The organism is Streptomyces sp. NPDC029216 (genome assembly GCF_040648015.1).
Classification (GTDB): domain Bacteria; phylum Actinomycetota; class Actinomycetes; order Streptomycetales; family Streptomycetaceae; genus Streptomyces.
Map to the genome: position 1 here is coordinate 1 of NZ_JBEZWL010000040.1, position 17,897 is coordinate 17,897.

Annotated in this window: 17 protein-coding genes and 1 pseudogene; 11 read left to right on the forward strand and 7 right to left on the reverse strand. The window is 73.6% G+C overall.

Annotated features, from left to right (window positions below; translation table 11 throughout):
* Positions 1-85 (forward strand): annotated as a pseudogene (locus tag AB0F18_RS16900) (lytic transglycosylase domain-containing protein); the annotation flags it as partial.
* A gap of 118 nt (positions 86-203) precedes the next feature.
* Here the strand turns inward: AB0F18_RS16900 and AB0F18_RS16905 are convergent.
* On the reverse strand, positions 204-1,373 hold the full coding sequence (locus AB0F18_RS16905) for a steroid 3-ketoacyl-CoA thiolase (RefSeq protein WP_362060730.1): 1,170 nt from the start codon (positions 1,371-1,373) through the stop codon (positions 204-206).
* Between the two features lie 266 nt (positions 1,374-1,639).
* Here AB0F18_RS16905 and AB0F18_RS16910 point away from each other — a divergent pair, with 266 nt between their 5' ends.
* Positions 1,640-2,890 carry a cytochrome P450 gene (locus tag AB0F18_RS16910; protein ID WP_362060733.1) on the forward strand — a complete coding sequence of 417 codons (1,251 nt, stop codon included), beginning with the start codon at positions 1,640-1,642 and terminating at the stop codon, positions 2,888-2,890.
* A 220-nt stretch (positions 2,891-3,110) separates the two neighbouring features.
* Here AB0F18_RS16910 and AB0F18_RS16915 read toward each other — a convergent pair whose 3' ends face one another.
* Entirely contained in the window at positions 3,111-3,275 is a 165-nt protein-coding gene (locus AB0F18_RS16915) for a hypothetical protein (protein ID WP_362060736.1), read from the reverse strand.
* Positions 3,276-3,464: 189 nt separating this feature from the next.
* On the opposite strand from AB0F18_RS16915, the gene AB0F18_RS16920 reads away from it, so the two are divergent.
* Positions 3,465-4,847, forward strand: a complete 1,383-nt coding sequence (locus AB0F18_RS16920) for an FAD-binding oxidoreductase (RefSeq protein ID WP_362060739.1) — start codon at positions 3,465-3,467, stop codon at positions 4,845-4,847.
* Between the two features lie 14 nt (positions 4,848-4,861).
* On the opposite strand, the gene AB0F18_RS16925 is transcribed toward AB0F18_RS16920, so the two are convergent.
* Positions 4,862-6,880, reverse strand: coding sequence for a phosphatase PAP2 family protein (locus tag AB0F18_RS16925; RefSeq protein WP_362060742.1), 2,019 nt, complete (start codon positions 6,878-6,880; stop codon positions 4,862-4,864).
* Between the two features lie 71 nt (positions 6,881-6,951).
* Here AB0F18_RS16925 and AB0F18_RS16930 point away from each other — a divergent pair, with 71 nt between their 5' ends.
* Entirely contained in the window at positions 6,952-7,269 is a 318-nt protein-coding gene (locus AB0F18_RS16930; protein ID WP_362060745.1) for an antibiotic biosynthesis monooxygenase, read from the forward strand.
* A gap of 77 nt (positions 7,270-7,346) precedes the next feature.
* On the opposite strand, the gene AB0F18_RS16935 is transcribed toward AB0F18_RS16930, so the two are convergent.
* Positions 7,347-7,742: a nuclear transport factor 2 family protein gene (locus AB0F18_RS16935; RefSeq protein WP_362060748.1), complete on the reverse strand. Its 396-nt coding sequence runs from the start codon at positions 7,740-7,742 to the stop codon at positions 7,347-7,349.
* 136 nt (positions 7,743-7,878) lie between these two features.
* Between AB0F18_RS16935 and AB0F18_RS16940 the strand changes: the two genes are divergently transcribed.
* Entirely contained in the window at positions 7,879-8,400 is a 522-nt protein-coding gene (locus AB0F18_RS16940; protein WP_362060866.1) for a GNAT family N-acetyltransferase, read from the forward strand.
* Between the two features lie 40 nt (positions 8,401-8,440).
* Here the strand turns inward: AB0F18_RS16940 and AB0F18_RS16945 are convergent, their stop codons facing one another.
* On the reverse strand, positions 8,441-10,489 hold the full coding sequence (locus AB0F18_RS16945) for an MFS transporter (protein WP_362060751.1): 2,049 nt from the start codon (positions 10,487-10,489) through the stop codon (positions 8,441-8,443).
* A gap of 129 nt (positions 10,490-10,618) precedes the next feature.
* Between AB0F18_RS16945 and AB0F18_RS16950 the strand changes: the two genes are divergently transcribed.
* Together AB0F18_RS16950 and AB0F18_RS16955 are read left to right on the forward strand one after the other, a co-directional pair.
* Positions 10,619-11,782, forward strand: coding sequence for a peptidoglycan-binding domain-containing protein (locus AB0F18_RS16950; RefSeq protein WP_362060754.1), 1,164 nt, complete (start codon positions 10,619-10,621; stop codon positions 11,780-11,782).
* Between the two features lie 132 nt (positions 11,783-11,914).
* Positions 11,915-12,598, forward strand: coding sequence for an HAD-IA family hydrolase (locus AB0F18_RS16955; protein ID WP_362060757.1), 684 nt, complete (start codon positions 11,915-11,917; stop codon positions 12,596-12,598).
* 31 nt (positions 12,599-12,629) lie between these two features.
* On the opposite strand, the gene AB0F18_RS16960 is transcribed toward AB0F18_RS16955, so the two are convergent.
* Positions 12,630-13,211 (reverse strand): TMEM165/GDT1 family protein, encoded by a 582-nt coding sequence (locus tag AB0F18_RS16960; protein WP_362060760.1) that lies wholly within the window; start codon positions 13,209-13,211, stop codon positions 12,630-12,632.
* 533 nt (positions 13,212-13,744) lie between these two features.
* Between AB0F18_RS16960 and AB0F18_RS16965 the strand changes: the two genes are divergently transcribed.
* The 4 genes from AB0F18_RS16965 to AB0F18_RS16980 all read left to right on the forward strand — a co-directional run bounded on the left by AB0F18_RS16965 (position 13,745) and on the right by AB0F18_RS16980 (position 17,651).
* Entirely contained in the window at positions 13,745-14,428 is a 684-nt protein-coding gene (locus AB0F18_RS16965) for an HNH endonuclease family protein (RefSeq protein WP_362060763.1), read from the forward strand.
* A gap of 110 nt (positions 14,429-14,538) precedes the next feature.
* Positions 14,539-16,200 carry an alkaline phosphatase D family protein gene (locus tag AB0F18_RS16970; RefSeq protein ID WP_362060766.1) on the forward strand — a complete coding sequence of 554 codons (1,662 nt, stop codon included), beginning with the start codon at positions 14,539-14,541 and terminating at the stop codon, positions 16,198-16,200.
* Between the two features lie 105 nt (positions 16,201-16,305).
* Positions 16,306-16,917: a VTT domain-containing protein gene (locus AB0F18_RS16975; RefSeq protein WP_362060769.1), complete on the forward strand. Its 612-nt coding sequence runs from the start codon at positions 16,306-16,308 to the stop codon at positions 16,915-16,917.
* A 227-nt stretch (positions 16,918-17,144) separates the two neighbouring features.
* A complete protein-coding gene (locus tag AB0F18_RS16980; protein WP_362060772.1) occupies positions 17,145-17,651 on the forward strand; it encodes a hypothetical protein in 507 nt (168 codons plus the stop codon).
* Between the two features lie 15 nt (positions 17,652-17,666).
* Here AB0F18_RS16980 and AB0F18_RS16985 read toward each other — a convergent pair whose 3' ends face one another.
* Complete coding sequence (locus AB0F18_RS16985; RefSeq protein ID WP_362060774.1) at positions 17,667-17,894, reverse strand: DUF2277 domain-containing protein; 228 nt, start codon at positions 17,892-17,894, stop codon at positions 17,667-17,669.
* Positions 17,895-17,897 lie beyond the last annotated feature (3 nt).

Here is a 17,897-nt window from a genome sequence, read left to right on the forward strand (position 1 = left end):
CAAGTGGGGCCTGGACTACATGAACGAGCGCTACGGCAGCCCGGTCGGCGCCTGGAACTTCTGGCAGGCCAACCACTGGTACTAAACCACCGGTGAGGTAGCAGACATACGAGGGCCCCGGTGGCCGGCCTCCCCAGGTCCGGCCACCGGGGCCTTCGCATCCCATCCCACGGGTTCGGTGGGCGCCACGGCACGCGGTGTGCTCAGAGGCGCTGGATGATCGTGCCGGTCGCCAGCGCGCCCCCGGCGCACATGGTGATCAGCGCGAACTCCTTGTCGCGCCGCTCCAGCTCGTGCAGCGCGGTGGTGATCAGGCGGGCCCCGGTGGCGCCGACGGGGTGGCCGAGGGCGATGGCGCCTCCGTTGACGTTGACCTTCTCCAGGTCCTGTCCGAAGACCTGGGCCCAGCTGAGGACGACGGACGCGAAGGCCTCGTTGATCTCGACGAGGTCGATGTCCTTGAGGGACATGCCGGCCTTGCCCAGCACGGCCCGCGTCGCGTCGATGGGACCGTCCAGGTGGTAGTGCGGGTCGGCGCCGACCAGGGCCTGGGCGACGATGCGGGCGCGCGGCCTGAGCTTGAGGGCGCGGGCCATCTTGCGCGAGGCCCACATCACGGCGGCGGCGCCGTCGGATATCTGGGAGGAGTTCCCGGCGGTGTGCACGGCCGTCGGCATGACCGGCTTCAGCCGCGCCAGCCCCTCCATGCTGGTGTCGCGCAGGCCCTCGTCCCGGTCGACCAGCCGCCACATGCCCTGGCCGGCGGCCTGCTCCTCCTCCGTCGTCGGTACCTGGACGGCGAAGGTCTCGCGCTTGAAGCGCTCCTCGGCCCAGGCGGTGGCGGCCCGCTCCTGCGAGAGCACGCCGAGGCGGTCGACGTCCTCGCGGGTGAGGCCGCGGTGGCGGGCGATCCGCTCGGCCGCCTCGAACTGGTTGGGGAGGTCGACGTTCCACTCGTCCGGGAAGGGCTTGCCGGGGCCGTGCTTGGAGCCGGACCCGAGGGGGACGCGGCTCATGGCTTCGACGCCGCAGGCGATGCCGATGTCGATGACCCCGCCGGAGACCATGTTGGCCACCATGTGGTTGGCCTGCTGGGAGCTGCCGCACTGGCAGTCCACGGTGGTCGCGGCGGTCTCGTACGGCAGGCCCATGGCGAGCCAGGCGTTGCGGGCGGGGTTCATGGACTGCTCGCCGGCGTGGGTGACGGTGCCGCCGACGATCTGCTCGACGCAGTCGGGCTGGATTCCGGTACGGGCGAGGAGTTCGCGGTAGGTCTCGCCGAGCAGGTAGGCGGGATGGAGGTTGGCCAGGGCGCCTCCGCGTTTCCCGATGGGCGTGCGTACGGCTTCGACGATGACGGGTTCCGCGGCCATGAGCTCGTCCTCTCCTGCACACTCTGCACAGCGCCGGCGCGGCGGGCCGTCCCGGCGGCCGCAGCGCTCGAACTAGTACGCGTTCTAGTTCTCCACCGCAGTCTTATGACCCGAACCCCTGCCACGCAAGGGTCTTGCACGCCCCCTCCACGGATTCCACACGCAACAGTTGACGCGGGTGCCCTTGTCACTTGTAGAACTCGTTACTACCTTCGAGCCAACTTCTGATGGGCCGTCAGACCTTCGTCAGACCTTGGAGTCGCCCGATGTCCTGTCCCGCGCTGCCCGAAGGCTTCGACGCCACCGACCCCGACCTCCTCCGGGAACGGGTCCCGCTCCCGGAGTTCGCGCGGCTTCGGCAGACCGCTCCCGTGTGGTGGTGCGCGCAGCCGCGCGGCGTCACCGGGTTCGACGACGAGGGCTACTGGGCCGTCACCCGGCACGCGGACGTCAAGTACGTCTCCACGCACCCGGAGCTGTTCTCCTCCACCACCAACACGGCGATCATCCGCTTCAACGAGCACGTCCGGCGCGAGCAGATCGAGGCCCAGCGCCTGATCATGCTGAACATGGACCCGCCGGAGCACACCCGCGTCCGGCAGATCGTGCAGCGCGGCTTCACCCCGCGCGCCATCCGCGGTCTGGAGCATGCCCTGCGCGACCGGGCGCGGAAGATCGTCGAGGAGGCGCGGGCGGCGTCGGGGGACGGCAGCTTCGACTTCGTCACGCAGGTGGCCTGCGAACTCCCGCTCCAGGCCATCGCCGAGCTGATCGGCGTACCGCAGCGGGACCGGGCCAAGATCTTCGACTGGTCGAACAAGATGGTCGCGTACGACGATCCGGAGTACGCGATCACGGAGGAGGTCGGCGCCAACGCGGCCGTGGAGCTCATCGGTTACGCGATGAACCTGGCCGCCGAGCGCAAGGAGTGCCCGGCCAAGGACATCGTCACGCAGCTGGTGGCCGCGGAGGGCGAGGGCAACCTGCGCTCCGACGAGTTCGGCTTCTTCGTGCTGCTGCTGGCGGTCGCGGGCAACGAGACCACGCGCAACGCCATCAGCCACGGCATGCACGCCTTCCTCACCCACCCCGACCAGTGGGAGCTGTACAAGGCGACCCGGCCGTCCACGGCCGCGGAGGAGATCGTGCGCTGGGCCACGCCCGTGGTCTCCTTCCAGCGCACCGCCACCCGGGACACCGAGCTGGGCGGGCAGAAGATCAAGGCGGGCGACCGGGTGGGGATGTTCTACTCATCCGCCAACCACGACCCCGAGGTCTTCGAGGACCCGGACGCCTTCGACATCACCCGCGACCCGAACCCGCACCTCGGCTTCGGCGGCGGGGGCCCGCACTTCTGCCTCGGCAAGTCCCTGGCCGTCATGGAGATCGACCTGATCTTCAACGCCCTGGCCGACACGCTGCCCGGTCTGCGGCTCGCACCCGAGGGCGCCGGGCCACGGCGGCTGCGGGCGGCCTGGCTCAACGGCATCAAGGAGCTTCGGGTCAGCGCCTGTTGACCCGTGGACCAGGACGGCAGGGGCCGTCACCTCCCACGCCCCGGCCCCTGCCGTCCGCTGGAACGGCCCGCGCGGACCCCGCCCGAGTGGCGAGATGCCGCGCGGGGGCCGATCCTTACAGGACGCGGCGATCCACCGAAGGGGCGCCGGGGCCGTCGTGCCCCGGCGCCCCTTCGGCCTGCGGGCCCGTCAGGCCGGGCGGGGGGCCGCGCAGATCGCGTCAGCCCAGGCGCAGGACCGCGCAGGTCGTCGTGGCGTGGGCGTGGAGCCGGCCGTCGTGGGTGCCGGTGATCCGGTCCTCGGCGGTGGCGGTGGTGCGGCCCACGTGCAGGGCGGCGCCCTCGCAGCGCAGCGTGGGGGTGTCCGCCTGGACGGGGCCGAGCACCTGCTGCGCACCTCCGGCCTGCCCCTGACGGCGGTCGCCCGCCGGGTGGGGTACGAGAGCCCCGGCCCGCTGCGCGCGCTGCGGCGGCGGGCCGCGGGCGGGGGCTGAGGCGGCGGGCCGCGGGCGGGGCTGAGGCGGGCCGGTTCGTACGGGCGTGCGGGCACCCGGGACCGGTGCCAGACTGGGGCCATGGCCACGGTTGTGGGCGCGCTCGGCCCTTCCTTCCGGGGACGGCTCGTGCGGCCCGGGGACCCCACGTACGACGAGGACCGGCGGGTCTGGAACGGCTCGGTGGACCGGCACCCCGCCCTCGTCGCCTGCTGCGCGGGCGTGGCGGACGTCATGGACGCCGTACGGTTCGCGGCCGGTGAGGGGCTGCCCCTGGCCGTGCGCTCCGGCGGCCACAGCTTCCCCGGGCACTCGGTGTGCGACGACGGGATCGTCATCGACCTCTCCGCCCTGCGGGGCATCCGGGTGGACCCCGAGGCCCGTACCGTCCGGGCCCAGGCCGGGGTGCTGCTCGGCGAACTGGACCGGGAGACCCAGGTGTTCGGGCTGGCCGTGCCGGCCGGGATCGTCACGCACACCGGGCTGGCCGGGCTGACCCTCGGCGGCGGGATCGGCTGGCTGATGCGCAAGTACGGGCTGACGGTCGACCAGTTGCTGTCGGTGGACGTGGTCACCGCCGACGGGTCGTTCCTGAAGGCGGACGCCGACCGGAACGCGGACCTCTTCTGGGGGATCCGCGGCGGGGGCGGGAACTTCGGGATCGTCACGGAGTTCGAGTTCCGGCTCAACCCGGTCGGCCCGGTGGTGCTCGCGGGCCCGGTCCTGTGGCCGATGGAGGAGTCGGCGCGGCTGCTGCGCCTGTACCGCGACTGGATCACCGACGTCCCGGACGAGCTGACCACCGCGGTCGTGCACCGCAAGGTGCCGCCCGTGCCGTTCATCCCGTCCGAACTGCACGGCAGGCCGGTCGTGATGGTCGTGTGCTGCTACGCCGGACCGGTCGAGGACGGCGAGGAGGTGCTGCGACCGCTGCGGGAGGCCGGCCCGCCTCCCCTGCTGGACCTGTGCGCGCCCAAGCCGTTCACCGCGCACCAGGCGATGTTCGACCCGTCCTTCCCGCGCGGGCGCTGGTACTACTTCAAGTCCTGTGACGTGGACCGGCTGGACGACGAGGTCATCGACCGCACCGCCGAGCACGCGGCCCGCATCGTGTCGCCGCTGACCGCCTTCCCGATCTTCCAGCTGGGCGGGGCGATCCGGCGGGTCGGGGAGGACGAGACGGCCTTCGGCGGGCGGTCCGCCGGGCACACGTTCAACATCAACGGGACGACGGAGGGCCCCGAGGGGTTCGAGGCGGAACGGGAGTGGGCGCGCGGCCTGTGGTCGGCGCTGGCCCCCTACCAGACCGGGGTCTACTCCAACTTCCTGATGGAGGAGGGCGAGGACCGGGTCGCGCAGGCCTACGGCGAGGCGAAGTACCGGCGCCTGCGGGAGCTGAAGCGCCGCTACGACCCCGGCAACCTCTTCCGCCTCAACCCGAACATCCCCCCGGCCGCCTCCTGATCCCCGGACACCCCCTACCGTTGCGCGGCGGCCATCCGGTCGGGCTCCCCCGCGGTCCGGCGCTGCGCGGGCAGGCTCACCCTCAGGCCGCGCGGCCCCGACAGCACGTGGACCAGTCCGAAGCCCGCCGTGACGACGACGGCGCCGCCCACGGCGTCCAGGACCCAGTGGTTGGCGGTGGCCACGATCGCGCACACCGTGATCAGCGGGTGCAGCGCGCCCAGCAGCTTCTGCCAGCCCTTCGGCGCCAGCACCACGACGACGATCCCGCACCACAGCGACCAGCCGAAGTGCAGCGAGGGCATCGCCGCGTACTGGTTGGAGATCGCGGTCATCGCCCCGTACGAGGGGTTCGCCAGGTCCTGCGCCCCGTGCACGGTGTCGACGAAGCCGAGGCCGGGCATGAGGCGCGGCGGCGCGAGCGGGAACAGCCAGAACCCGGCCAGCGCGATGACGGTCGCCAGGCCCAGCGAGGCCCGCGCCCAGCGGTAGTCGCCGGGCCGGCGCCAGTAGAGGACCGCCAGGATGGCCAGGGGCACCACGAAGTGGAAGGAGGAGTAGTAGAAGTTGAAGAACGCCTCCAGCCAGGGCGCGTCGACCACCGCGCGGTTCACTGCGTGCTCGATGTCGATGCCGAGGGCCTGCTCGATGCCGAGGATCCGGCTGCCGTTGTCCTCGGCGAGGGGGCGGCTGGCGGGGGCGGCGGCGCGGATGTGCGAGTAGAGGGAGTAGCCGACCCGTATCAGCAGGAGTTCCAGCAGCAGGTTGGGCCGCGACAGCACGCGCCGCCAGAACGGCAGCAGCGGCACCCGGGCCCAGCGGGCGGCGGCGGGCCGCCCGTAGACGGTGGGGACGGGCTCGCGCCAGTACGGGGAGGAGCGCGGCAGGAACGGCACGGCGCAGGCCGCCGCCACCGCGGCGAGGAGCGGCACGTTGTCCCGCACGGGGGCCAGTGCGGCCATGTTGGGCAGCAGGACGGCGCTGGGCAGGGTGATGGCCAGCACCACGGCCACCGGCCACACGCGCCGGTCGGCGGCCCGCTTCCCCACCTTTCCGGCCACGGCGAGCAGCACCCACAGCAACTGGTGGCGCCAGCCGGTCGGGGACACGGCGACGGCCGCGCAGCCGGTGAGGGCGACGGCGAGCAGCAGCTGGCCGTCGCGGGCGTAGCGGGCGGCGCGGCGCAGGGCGGCCCAGGTGATCGCGGCGGCGAGGGCGGCGTAGAGGAGGATCTCGGCGGGGCCGCTGAGGCCGAAGCGCAGCAGGGCGCCGTGGACGGACTGGTTGGCGAGGCCGTCGGGGGAGCCGCCGAGGCCGGTGCCGGCGAGGTGGTGGATCCAGTACGTCCACGAGTCGCGCGGCAGGGCGGCCGCGGCCAGCGCGGTGGCTCCGGCGAAGGCCGCGGCGGCGGCGCGGGCGGTGGGGCGCCGGCCGGTGAGCCACAGCAGCGGGGCGAAGAGCAGCAGGGCGGGCTGGAGGGCGGCGGCCAGTCCGACGAGGAGTCCGGCGGGGCGTTCGCCGGGCACCCGGAAGACGGCGAGCAGCACCAGCAGCACGGGCAGTACGGCGGTCTGGCCCGGGAAGGCGGCCGCGCGGACCGGCAGGGAGACCATCATCAGCGCGACCAGCACGGGCGCCGCGAGCAGCGCGGTGCGGCGCGGCACGGGGTCGGGCAGGCCGCGCGCGGCGACCACCCCGACGGCGGCGACGAGGAGCAGGGTCGCGCAGGTCCAGGCCACCTCCAGGGAGGAGGGCGCGCCGAGGCCGGCCAGGGGTTTGAGGACCAGGCCGGCGAAGGGGGTGCCGGTGAACTGCCCGGTGTCGTAGAGGGTGCCGGGGGCCGCGGTGCTCGCCGAGAGGTGGAGGTCGCCGAGCCACTCGCCCGGGGGCACGCGCAGCACGGCGGCGGCCTGTCTGACGGTGAGGACCGCCGCGAGCGCCCACAGCAGGAGGCGCGCCGCCCCGAGTCTGCCGCTACCGCCTATGAACCCGGCATGTCCGTCGGGACCTCCGTGCTCCACCGCGTCAGCCACGCCTCGCCGTCCTCACTGGGGATCACTACCGGGACGACGATATCCCCCGCGGGATCCCTAGGATGGCGGGCATGAGCATCGTGAAGATCAACGCACTGACGGTTCCCGACGAGCAGCGGGAGGTGCTGGAGCAGCGTTTCGCCTCGCGGGCGGGCGCCGTGGAGGGCTCGGACGGCTTCGAGTGGTTCGAGCTGCTGCGGCCGATCGAGGGCACCGACCAGTACCTCGTGTACACGCGGTGGCGTTCGGAGGAGGACTTCCAGGCGTGGATGGAGGGTCCGATGAAGGCGGCGCACCAGGGCGGCGGGGACCGGCCGAAGCCGGCGGCGTCCGGGTCGCAGGTGTGGTCGTTCGAGGTCGTGCAGCAGGCGGCGCCGAAGAAGGCGTGAGCCGTCCGCCGGAAGGGCCCGGGGCGTGTGCGTCCGCGGGCCCTTCCGTGCGTGTGTGCCGGGCGTCGGCCGGGCTCTCAGCTCCAGAAGGCGTCGCTCTCGTCGATGTCCTGGGTGCACTGGTCGATGTCGGTGATCTTGCCGCCGACGATGGTGAAGAAGAGCCCTTCGTGGATCTCGATGCCGCGGTCGCCGCGGTCGCCCATGGCGGTGTGGAAGGACATCGCGTGGCCCCGGCCGTCGGCCAGGACCCGCTCCAGGCGGACCTGGAAGGTGCCGTTGGTCTCCTCTCCCAGGCGGCGGTAGAGGTCGAGGCAGGCTTCCCGCCCCTTGTGGTGCCCGGAGAGGGGGCTGGTGCCGGGCACGTGGTGGATGACGTCGGCCGTCATCAGGGTGCCCAGGGTCTCCATGTCGCCCTTGCCGAAGGCCTCGTAGGCGCGGCGGATCAGGGCACAGTCCGGATGCTCCGACATGACCGTCCACCCTTCGTTCGTGGGATATTCGTGTGATTAACGCCTTTCCTCATCATCAGCCCGTGCTTGTGGATATTCCACGCGGGAGGCTGGGGCGGGTCTCCACAATGGCGGCATGGACAGGAATTCGATCACCATGACGGGCACTTCGAGCACGACGACGGGCATCGGCGGGGTCCGCGGCTGGGCCGTCACCGCGGAGCCGTTCACGACCGCGGACGCCACCGCCCTGCGGCGCGCGTACTACGCGGAGGTCGCCGGGCGGTACTGGGAACGGGAGGTCACCGAGGCCGAGATCGACCAGGGGATGCTGGACGACCCGGCCGACGGGCTCGAACCGCCGACGGGCCGGTTCGTGGTCGGCCGGCTCGACGGGCGGCCCCTGGCCTGCGGCGGCATACGGCTCCTCGACCCCGACACCGCCGAGCTCACGAGGATCTACGTCGACCGGAGCGCGCGCGGCACGGGCGGCGGGGCCGCGCTGCTCGCCGTACTGGAGGAGGAGGCCCGCGCTCTGGGCGCCGGGCGGATGCGGCTGGACACGCGGACCGACCTGGTGGAGGCCCGCGCCCTGTACGCGCGTCACGGGTACCGGGAGATACCGGCGTACAACTCCGGCCAGTACGCCCAGCACTGGTTCGAGAAGCCGCTGGTCTGAGCCCCGGTTGGGCCTGGTCCGGGGCGGTCCGGGGCGGGGGTCAGGGCGCGGCGTGGTCCCGGCGCGGGAGGGTGTCGTAGGGCTCCTCGGCGTCGGATCCGCACAGCTCCCGGTTGAGTTCCTCGACGAGCTTGACGAGGTCGGTGGGGCGCTCGGGGCCCCACCAGTCGCCGAGGAGTTCGGCGAGGGAGTCCTGCCGCGCCTCGGCCAGCCGGTCCGCGGACTCGCGGCCCCGGTCGGTCAGGACCAGCGAGAGCCCCTGCCGGGTGGCGAGCCCGCGCTCCTCGACCTGGCGGGCGGCGTCCGTGACGACCCTGAGGGGGACGGCCGTGCGTTCGGCGAGCACCGCCGGGTCGACCGAGCCGTACCTCTTGATCCGCAGCAGCATCCAGCTGGCGGCGGGCAGCAGGTCGAAGCCCGCCCGCGCGGTGATCTTCTCGTAGACGTGGGCGCGGCCCTCCCGGGTGCCGAGGACGGACAGGGCGCGGGCGACCTCGTCGCGGGAGGAGCGCTGGACGGGGTTGGAGGCGAGGGTCTCCGTCACATCGGGCGCGGTGACGGACGCGCGCAGCTTGTCCTCCTTCAGGAACCAGGAGATCAGGAACGCGAGCAGGACCACGGGCACCGCGTAGAGGAACACGTCGGTGATGGCGCTGGAGTAGGCGTCCAGCACCCGGGGCCGCAGTGCGGGCGGCAGCGCGCCGATGGCCCGGGGGTCCGCCTCGATCCGCGCGGGGGCGGCCGCGGGCGGCAGGGGGACGCCGGCGAGGGTGGCGGTGAGCTTCTCGCCCAGCCGGCTGGTGAAGATCGTGCCGAAGACGGCGACGCCGAAGGAGGCGCCGATGGAACGGAAGAAGGTGGCACCGGAGGTGGCGACTCCGAGGTCGGCGTAGCTGACTGCGTTCTGCACCACCAGGACGAGCACCTGCATGACCAGGCCGAGACCGGCGCCGAAGACGAAGAAGTAGACGCTCATCACCAGGTCGGAGCTGGTGCGCTCCAGCTGGTGCAGGAGCACCAGTCCGACGGCGGTGACGGCGGTTCCGGTGACGGGGAAGACCTTCCAGCGCCCGGTGCGGCTGACGATCTGCCCGGAGGTGGTGGAGGCGATCAGCAGGCCGAGCACCATCGGCAGCATGTGGACGCCGGACATGGTGGGTGAGACACCGCGTACGACCTGGAGGAAGGTCGGCAGGTAGACCATCGCGCCGAACATGGCGAAGCCGACGATGAAGCTGATCACCGAGCAGAGCGTGAAGGTGCGGATCCGGAACAGCTTCAGCGGCAGGACGGGTTCGGCGGCCCGCCGTTCGACGAACAGGAAGGCGACGAGGAGGACGGCGCCGAGGACGGCGAGGCCCACGATCCGGGCGGAGCCCCAGCCCCAGCTGCCGCCGAGGGAGGCGACGAGGACGAGGCAGGTGGCGACGCCCGCGATCAGGACGGTGCCGAGGTAGTCGATGGTGTGCCGGGAGGGGCGGGCCGGGATCCGCAGGGCGGCGGCGATGACGACGAGGGCGACGAGACCGATGGGGAGGTTGATGTAGAAGACCCAGCGCCAGGAGAGGTGGTCCACGAACAGACCGCCCAGCAGGGGGCCGAGCACGCTCGTCGCGCCGAAGACGGCGCCGAAGAGGCCCTGGTACTTGCCGCGTTCGCGTGGCGGGACGATGTCGCCGACGATCGCCATCGACAGCACCATCAGGCCGCCGCCGCCCAGGCCCTGGAGGGCGCGGAAGCCGATCAGCTGGGGCATGTCCTGGGCGAGGCCGCAGAGGGCGGAGCCGATGAGGAAGATGACGATGGCGTACTGGAAGAGCTTCTTGCGGCCGTACTGGTCGCCGAGCTTGCCCCACAGGGGGGTGGCCGCGGTGGAGGCCAGCATGTAGGCGGTGACCACCCAGGACAGGTGTTCCATGCCGCCCAGTTCGCTCACGATCGTGGGGAGGGCGGTGGAGACGATGGTCTGGTCGAGTGCGGCGATCAGCAGGCCCAGCAGCAGGGCTCCGATCGAGACGAGCACCTCGCGCGAAGCGTGCTCGGCGCCCTGGGCGGGGCTCGCGGGCGACGCGGTCACATCCTGAGCCATCGACTCCTCCTCACGCCGGAACAACATCTCCATCCTGAGCGGTCTGTCCGGTTATGGCCTCTCGGAAGGGTTGGGTGGGGCCGAAGGGGTCTGCATAATCGCTGGCAGTGTCCAGGGGAGGGGTTACCAGTGAGCGCTGAGCGCTGTCCGGAATGCGGAGCCACGGGCGTCGACTGCGCGTGCGCGCGGGGCGTGGGGTTCAACCCGCTGCGCATCCGCCCGTACATGGGGATGCCCGACGCCTCCGGGACCGTCCCGGCCCAGCCGTCACCCCAGCCGGTCCTGGGCGCGCTGGCGCAGCCCGGCGCCTCCGACGGCACGCCCTTCCCGACGCTCGCGCCCGAGGCGGGTTCCGCGGGCCCGCTGGGCGAGGAGGCCGCGACGACCGTCCTGCCGCCCGTCCCGGCGGCCCCGGGCGCGCCGGTTCCTCCGGCACCCCCCGGCGCGGCCGACGGCGGACCCGGGCCGGAGGCCTGGTCGGGTGCGGGGGCCGGGAGCCACGAGGCGCCGACCGCCATGATCCCCGTCCAGGCCGGCCCGGTCGAGTGGACCGGCGCGGGGGCCGGGGGCGCCGATGGGCCGACGGCCGTGATCCCGCCCGTCGCGGTGGCCCCGCCGGACGCGCACACCCGGGCGGCCGAGATACCCGGGACGGCCGAGCACGATCGGACGATGCGGCTGCGGGCCGTGCCCCCGCGGGGGTCCCGGGCCGCAGCCGGGCGGCCGAAGCGGCGGCGCACGGTTCCCCTGCTGGCCGGGGCCGGTGCGGTCGTGGTCGCCGGGGTGGTGGCGCTGGCGCTGGGCCTGTTCACGGGCTCCGGGAAGGACGGCACCGCCCTCGCCGACCCCGGGCCTTCGGTGCCCGTCGCCGGCGAGGCACCGGCCGACCCGTCGCAGACCCCGGCCGGCCCCTCGGAGAGCGCCTCCTCGTCGGCCTCGCCGTCCGCGTCGGCGAGTGCGTCCCGCTCGGCGTCGCCGTCCGCGTCCCCGAGCGCGTCCCGTACCTCGGCGGCGCCGTCGCCGAGCGCGTCCGCGAGCGCGCCCAAGACCACCAAGCCCGTCGCCCCGCCGCCGCCCGCCAAGCCCGCGACCCTGCGTCCCGGCGACTCGGGGCCCGAGGTGCTCAAGCTCCAGCGGCTGCTGTCGGACCAGGGCCTGTACGACGGCCGGTTCGACGGCAGGTACGGCCGCGCCGTGGAGCGGGCCGTGGAGGACTTCCAGGTGGAGTACGGGGTCTACGAGGACCCCTGGGGGGTCTACGGTCCGGCGACCCGGCGCGCCCTGGAGGGATAGGTCACGCCGCAGCCGGTGGCGCGCACCGCCCGGGTTTTGTATCGTGTAGGAACAAAGTGGTTCCGTCCTCACTCCCTGACCGGTGGACGGAACCACTTGTTCTCTTCTCCCGCCCCGTCTGGAGCCCCGCCGATGCCGGCCAGCACCGCCTCCGCCCAGGTCGTCCTCACCGCCAGGGCCTTGCTCCTGGACATGGACGGCACCCTCGTCAACTCCGACGCGGTGGTCGAGCGCTGCTGGCGCGCGTGGGCTCTGTCGCACGGGCTGGACCCGCGGGAGGCCCTCAAGGTGGTCCACGGCCGCCAGGGCTACGCCACGATGGCCATCCTGCTGCCCGAGCGCCCGATGGAGCTCAACCACGCCGAGAACGCCGAGATGCTGGCCCGCGAGACCGCTGACACCGACGGGGTGGTCCCGGTCGCGGGCGCTCCGGAGTTCATGGCGGCGATCGCCCGCCTGCCGCACGCCCTGGTCACCTCGGCCGACGCCGCCCTGGCCGGGGTCCGCATGACGGCCGCGGCCCTGCCCATGCCCGACGTGCGGATCACCGCCGAGTCCGTCGGGGCCAGCAAGCCCGACCCGGAGGGCTTCCTCAAGGGCGCCGCCGAGCTGGGTGTGGACCCGTCCGACTGCGTGGTCTTCGAGGACTCCGCGGCCGGTATCGCGGCGGGCCTGGCGGCCGGCATGCGCGTGATCGGCATAGGCCCCCGCGCCGCGGCCCACGGCCCCACGGCCCACGTCGACGACCTCACCTCGGTCCGCGTCGAGGCCGGCGAGGACGGCTCGATCCGCCTCGCCCTCACCCCGGCGCGGTAGCCGCGCCGGGGCACGGAGGGCGCGACCGGCGTCAGCCCGTGATCGCCTCGTACAGGGAGAACCCGGCCAGCGCCGCCATGACGCACGCCGCGACCTTGGTGATGAGCCGCAGCGGCACGTACTTCATGAGGGTGCGCCCGCCCAGGATGCCGATGCCCGCCACCGTCCAGAGCGCCAGCACCGCACCGAGGCCGACGGCGAGCGGGTCGTCGTACCGCGCCGCGAGGTTGGCGGTCATGATCTGGGTGAGGTCGCCGAACTCGGCCACCAGGATCAGCATGAAGCCCGCCCCGGAGACCTTCCAGAAGGACTGGTCGGCGGGCGGCCTGACCTCCTCCTCCCCGTCGCCCTTCTTCAGCAGCAGCATGGCCGCGCCCGCGAGGAAGAGCAGGCCCACGACGGCCTGGACGAGCCGGTGCGGCAGGAGGGTGAGCACGCTGCCCGCGGCGATGGCGAGCGCGACGTGCACGGCGAAGGCGGCGGCCACGCCCGCGAAGACGTAGGAGGCGCGGTAGCGGGTGCCGAGCATCAGACCGGCCAGGGCCGTCTTGTCGGGGAGTTCGGCGAGGAAGACGACGCCGAAGGCGATCGCCGCCACGGTGAAGCTGAACACGGGGTGAAACCTCGATCGGTCGGGCAGGACGCCATCGGGACCGAGAGACCTGGGGTGTTTCAGGGGTCGCTTCGGCTCGGCGGCACCCTGGTTGCGTCGACACGCCGCACGTCACGCGCATGCGGTGTGCGCATGCTGCGTCGCGCGCGTCGCGTCACTTGGACAGGACACTGCGGCCGAAGGTCTCGCTGGCGGTCCGCTGACGCGGTCCGCCTCCGGGCGCCGGCTGGGTGACCCAGCAGTATGTCGACGGTCCGGCGAAGAGCTACTCCCCTTCTGCTCCGTCCAGGGTACGCGACCCCGGCCGCGGAGCCGGGCCGCCCGGAATGTGAGCTTGACCCCACCCCGTCCCGATGCAGCGCCCGGAATCTCAACTTCCCCTTGAATAGGGGGCGTTGATTTTCTTGATGTGACGTGCCCATGTCGGCAATCTGTCACCTGGCGCCCATCCCCGCGACATCCGGCGCCGCCAGCATGGCCGCGCCCCGCCGGGGCCGAACGGCCTACCACCCCCCGCTCCAGGGAGCCCCCTCATGGCCCTCACCCCCTTCCGCACGCCCTCCGTCTACGCGCGTCGCATCCGCCGCGCCGGACGCGCCGGCGTCCTCGCGTCCGCCGTCGCACTCGCCGCCCTCACCTCCCTCGTGAACGCCCCCGCCGCCCTGGCCTCCCCGCCCACCCCGATCAGCGCCGCCGAGGCCCGCGCCTACCTCGCCACGGTCACGCCGGCGGCCGAGGGCTCCCTCACCGGCTACAGCCGCTCCCAGTTCCCGCACTGGAGCACCGTCTCCGGCACCTGCAACACCCGCGAGACGGTCCTCAAGCGCGACGGCGTGAACGTCGTCACCGACTCCTACTGCGCCGCCGTGAGCGGCAGTTGGTACTCCGAGTACGACGGCGCCACCTGGACCGCCGCCTCGGACGTCGACATCGACCACATGGTCCCGCTCGCCGAGGCCTGGCGTTCGGGCGCCAACACCTGGACGACCTCCAAGCGCCAGCAGTTCGCCAACGACCTCACCCGCCCCCAGCTCATAGCCGTCACCGACAACGTGAACCAGGCCAAGGGCGACCTCGACCCCGGCAAGTGGCTGCCCCCGCGCACCGCGTACCGCTGCACCTACGCCCGCTCGTGGGTCCAGGTGAAGCAGTATTGGGGCCTGAGCATGGACTCCGGGGAGAAGACCGCCCTGGTGAACCTCCTCAACGGCTGCTGACTCCGCCCCTCCCCCGGATTTTCACCCCCGCTATCCCCCGCCAGGGGGAGGCCAGGCCCCCGGCACGCCCCGTACCGTGATCGAAAGGGCTGTCGAGGAGGGGGAGTCGGATGGCCGGACTGCGACTTGGACCGCTGCTGCGCTACGTCGACTGGGACACGGGCGGCTCCGCCACGATATGGGTCGAGGCGGACCGCCCGCGCACGGCCGAGGTGCGGTGCGCCGACGGGTCCGGCGGCAGCGCCCGCACCTTCCAGATCGCCGGCCACCACTACGCGCTGGTACCGGTCACCGGCCTGACGCCCGGCACCGACACGGCCTACGAAGTGCTGCTCGACGGCCTCGCCGTCTGGCCCGACCCCGGCGGCCGCTTCCCGCCCAGCACGATCGCCACGCCCGCGGTGGGCGGCGGCCCCGGCCGCGGTGCGCCCGGGCTCCGGGTCACCTTCGGCTCGTGCCGGCAGGCGGCACCGCCCGCCGGCCGGCGCGGGCCGCACGGCGCCGACGCCCTCGACACCCTCGCGGCGCGGCTGGCCGCCGAGCCCTCGGAGGTCCGGCCGGACGTCCTGCTGCTGCTCGGCGACCAGGTCTACGCCGACCAGCTCTCGAAGGAGACCCGGCGGTGGCTGGCGGCCCGCCGGGACCTGCGCGAGGCCCCGGGCGCCCAGGTCGCGGACTACGAGGAGTACACCCGCCTCTACGACGAGTCCTGGACCGACCCGGAGATCCGCTGGCTGCTGTCCACGGTCCCGAGCCTGCACATCTTCGACGACCACGACGTCATAGACGACTGGAACACCAGCGCCGCCTGGCAGGCGCAGATGCGCGCGACCCCGTGGTGGCCGGAGCGGGTCCTCAGCGGGCTGATGTCGTACTGGGTCTACCAGCACCTGGGCAACCTCTCCCCCGCCGAACTCGCCGCGGACCCCCTGTACGCGGCCGTCCGCGCCACCCCGGACGGCACGGACGCGCTGCGCGCCTTCGCGGCCGCGGCGGACGCCGATCCGGCGTCGGTGCGCTGGAGTTACCGGCGGGACTTCGGCCGGATACGGCTGCTGATGGTCGACACCCGGGCGGCGCGGGTCCTGGCCGAGGACGGGCGGGCCATGCTCGACCCGGCGGAGCAGCGCTGGCTCCGGGAGAACGCCCTGTCGGGGCACGGCGGTTACGACCACCTGCTGATCGGTTCCTCGCTGCCGTGGCTGATGCCGCCGCTCGTCCACGACGCGGAGGTGTGGAACGCCGCGCTCTGCCGCGGGGAGCGCGGGGAGCGGTGGGCCCGGATCGGGGAGGACCTGCGGCGGCGCAGCGATCTGGAGCACTGGGCGGCGTTCCCGGCGTCGTTCGCGGCGCTGAGCGACCTGATCGAGGAGGTCGGGACGGGGCCGAAGGCTCCGGCCACGGTCGCCGTCCTGTCCGGGGACGTGCACCACGCGTACGTGGCCGAGCCGCTCATACCCAGCACGGCGCGGCTCTTCCAGCTGACCTGTTCGCCGGTGCACAACTCCATCCACACGGCGGTGAAGTGGGGGTTCCGGCTGGGCTGGTCGCGGCTCGGCCGGTGGCTGGGGCGCGGCTTCTCCCGGCACGGCCGGACGGGACGGCCGCCACTGAGCTGGCGGCGTACGGGCGGCCCCTGGTTCGGCAACCAGCTGATGACGCTGACCCTGGCGGGCCGGGACGCCCGGCTCCGGCTCGACCAGGCCCGTTCGTCCGGGCCGGGCGCCCGCCTGGTGACGGTGCTGGACCGCCGGCTCACCGGAGCGGAGTAGGCCGGGGCTCCGGGGCGGGGGCGCCGGGCGTACGCTGTATGGCTGTCAAGCCGCCCCTGCCGCTCCCCCGCGACCACGCGGCGCTCCGGACTGGGGAGTCCCGCTGTGATCGAGACGCTGGGGTCGCTGACCGCGAGCCCGTGGATCTACGTCCTGGTGTCGGTGTCGGTCCTGCTCGACGTGTTCCTGCCCGTGCTGCCGAGCGGGGTGCTGGTGATCAGTGCCGCGGCGGCAGCGGCCGCGGTCCCGGGGGCGTCCGCGCGGGTGCCGGACGTCGCGGTGCTCCTCACGGTCGCCGCCACCTCCTCGGTGCTGGGTGACATGGCGGCCTATCGGCTGGCCCGGAGCTGCGGACCGCGCCTGGACGGGGTCATCGCCCGCTCCCGCCGGCTGACCCGGGCCCACGAACGGCTGGGCACGGCGTTGGCCCGCGGCGGCGGCCCGCTGGTGGTGCTCGCCCGCTTCGCCCCGGCCGGCCGGTCGGTGGTCTCGCTGGGCGCGGGCAAGACGCGGCGCAAGGTGGCGGAGTTCCTGCCCTGGTCGGTCCTGGCGGGCATCAGCTGGGCGGCCTACAGCGTGGCGCTGGGCTACTTCGGCACCCAGTGGCTGGGCACGGCCTGGCTCGGCACGGCGGTCTCCCTGATCGCCCTCTTCACGGCGGGCTCCCTGGCCGCCTTCCTCCTCCGCCGCCCGACCACGACCCCGGCGGCGGCTTAGGCCGTCTCTTCGGGCCCTGCCGGGCCCCGGCGTCGCCCGGCCACCGCTCCCGCTCCGCGTACGCCCCCCACAACTAGGCCGGGCGGGGCAGTCGGTCACCCGTTCACCCGGCAGCGATCGCCGCCTCGCGCCCGGGCTTCTAGCGTCCAGAACACGGCGCGCAACCGAATCCGCGTCACATCCGTGCCCTGGCCGCGCCGTTTCGAGGAGCCCGAGGAGATCTCGCCATGTCCCCCACGCGCATCCGGCATCGCCTGACCGGAGTCGCGGCCGCGACCCTGGTCATCGCAGCCGCCGCACCCGCCACGCTCGCCTCCGCCGCGCCCGCCGGCGCCGCCTCCCCCTCCGCCACCGTCTCCCCCGGCACCGTCTCCCCGGGTGGCCGCGTCAGCCTGAACGTCGACGGCTGCGGCACCAGGTCCGCCCGGGCGTCCTCCCGCGTCTTCAACGACGTCTCCCTGGCCCCGGGCAGCGCCAGCGCCAGCAACCTCTTCGGCACGGCCACCGTCTTCAGCGACGCCACGCCCGGCTCGTACCCCGTCACCTTCGACTGCGGCGGCGGCCGCCGGGCCACCGTCACCCTCCAGGTCTCCCCCGGCGCCGCCCGCGGCGGCCTCGGCGGCAGCGTCGACTCCATGAGCCGGACCCAGATCGCCCTCGGCGGCACCCTCGCGGCCGGCGCGCTCGGCGCCGGGCTCTGGCTGCTGCGCCGCCGCTCGGCGGAGGCCCGCTGACCGGCGCCCCCGGCCTCAGACCGCGGCGGCCGCCTGCCCGCGCACGTGCACCCCGTCCAGGAGCAGCCGCGTCGCCTCGGCCACGGCGTCCACGGCGGCGTCGAACACCTCGCGGTTGTGCGCGGCCGGCGCCCGGAACCCGGAGACCTTCCGTACGTACTGGAGCGCGGCCGCGCGGATCTCCTCCTCGGTGGCCTTCTCGGGGATGGCGGGCGGGCGCAGGGTCTTAATGGAGCGGCACATACC

Bases quoted from the DNA above. Each gene is read 5' to 3' on its own strand.
- AB0F18_RS16945 (WP_362060751.1), bottom strand. From the start codon at position 10,489: ATGGCTCAGGATGTGACCGCGTCGCCCGCGAGCCCCGCCCAGGGCGCC.
- AB0F18_RS16965 (WP_362060763.1), top strand. From the start codon at position 13,745: ATGGCCCTCACCCCCTTCCGCACGCCCTCCGTCTACGCGCGTCGCATC.
- AB0F18_RS16930 (WP_362060745.1), top strand. From the start codon at position 6,952: ATGAGCATCGTGAAGATCAACGCACTGACGGTTCCCGACGAGCAGCGG.
- AB0F18_RS16955 (WP_362060757.1), top strand. From the start codon at position 11,915: ATGCCGGCCAGCACCGCCTCCGCCCAGGTCGTCCTCACCGCCAGGGCC.
- AB0F18_RS16920 (WP_362060739.1), top strand. From the start codon at position 3,465: ATGGCCACGGTTGTGGGCGCGCTCGGCCCTTCCTTCCGGGGACGGCTC.
- AB0F18_RS16935 (WP_362060748.1), bottom strand. From the start codon at position 7,742: ATGTCGGAGCATCCGGACTGTGCCCTGATCCGCCGCGCCTACGAGGCC.
- AB0F18_RS16905 (WP_362060730.1), bottom strand. From the start codon at position 1,373: ATGGCCGCGGAACCCGTCATCGTCGAAGCCGTACGCACGCCCATCGGG.
- AB0F18_RS16970 (WP_362060766.1), top strand. From the start codon at position 14,539: ATGGCCGGACTGCGACTTGGACCGCTGCTGCGCTACGTCGACTGGGAC.
- AB0F18_RS16985 (WP_362060774.1), bottom strand. From the start codon at position 17,894: ATGTGCCGCTCCATTAAGACCCTGCGCCCGCCCGCCATCCCCGAGAAG.
- AB0F18_RS16910 (WP_362060733.1), top strand. From the start codon at position 1,640: ATGTCCTGTCCCGCGCTGCCCGAAGGCTTCGACGCCACCGACCCCGAC.
- AB0F18_RS16980 (WP_362060772.1), top strand. From the start codon at position 17,145: ATGTCCCCCACGCGCATCCGGCATCGCCTGACCGGAGTCGCGGCCGCG.
- AB0F18_RS16940 (WP_362060866.1), top strand. From the start codon at position 7,879: ATGACGGGCACTTCGAGCACGACGACGGGCATCGGCGGGGTCCGCGGC.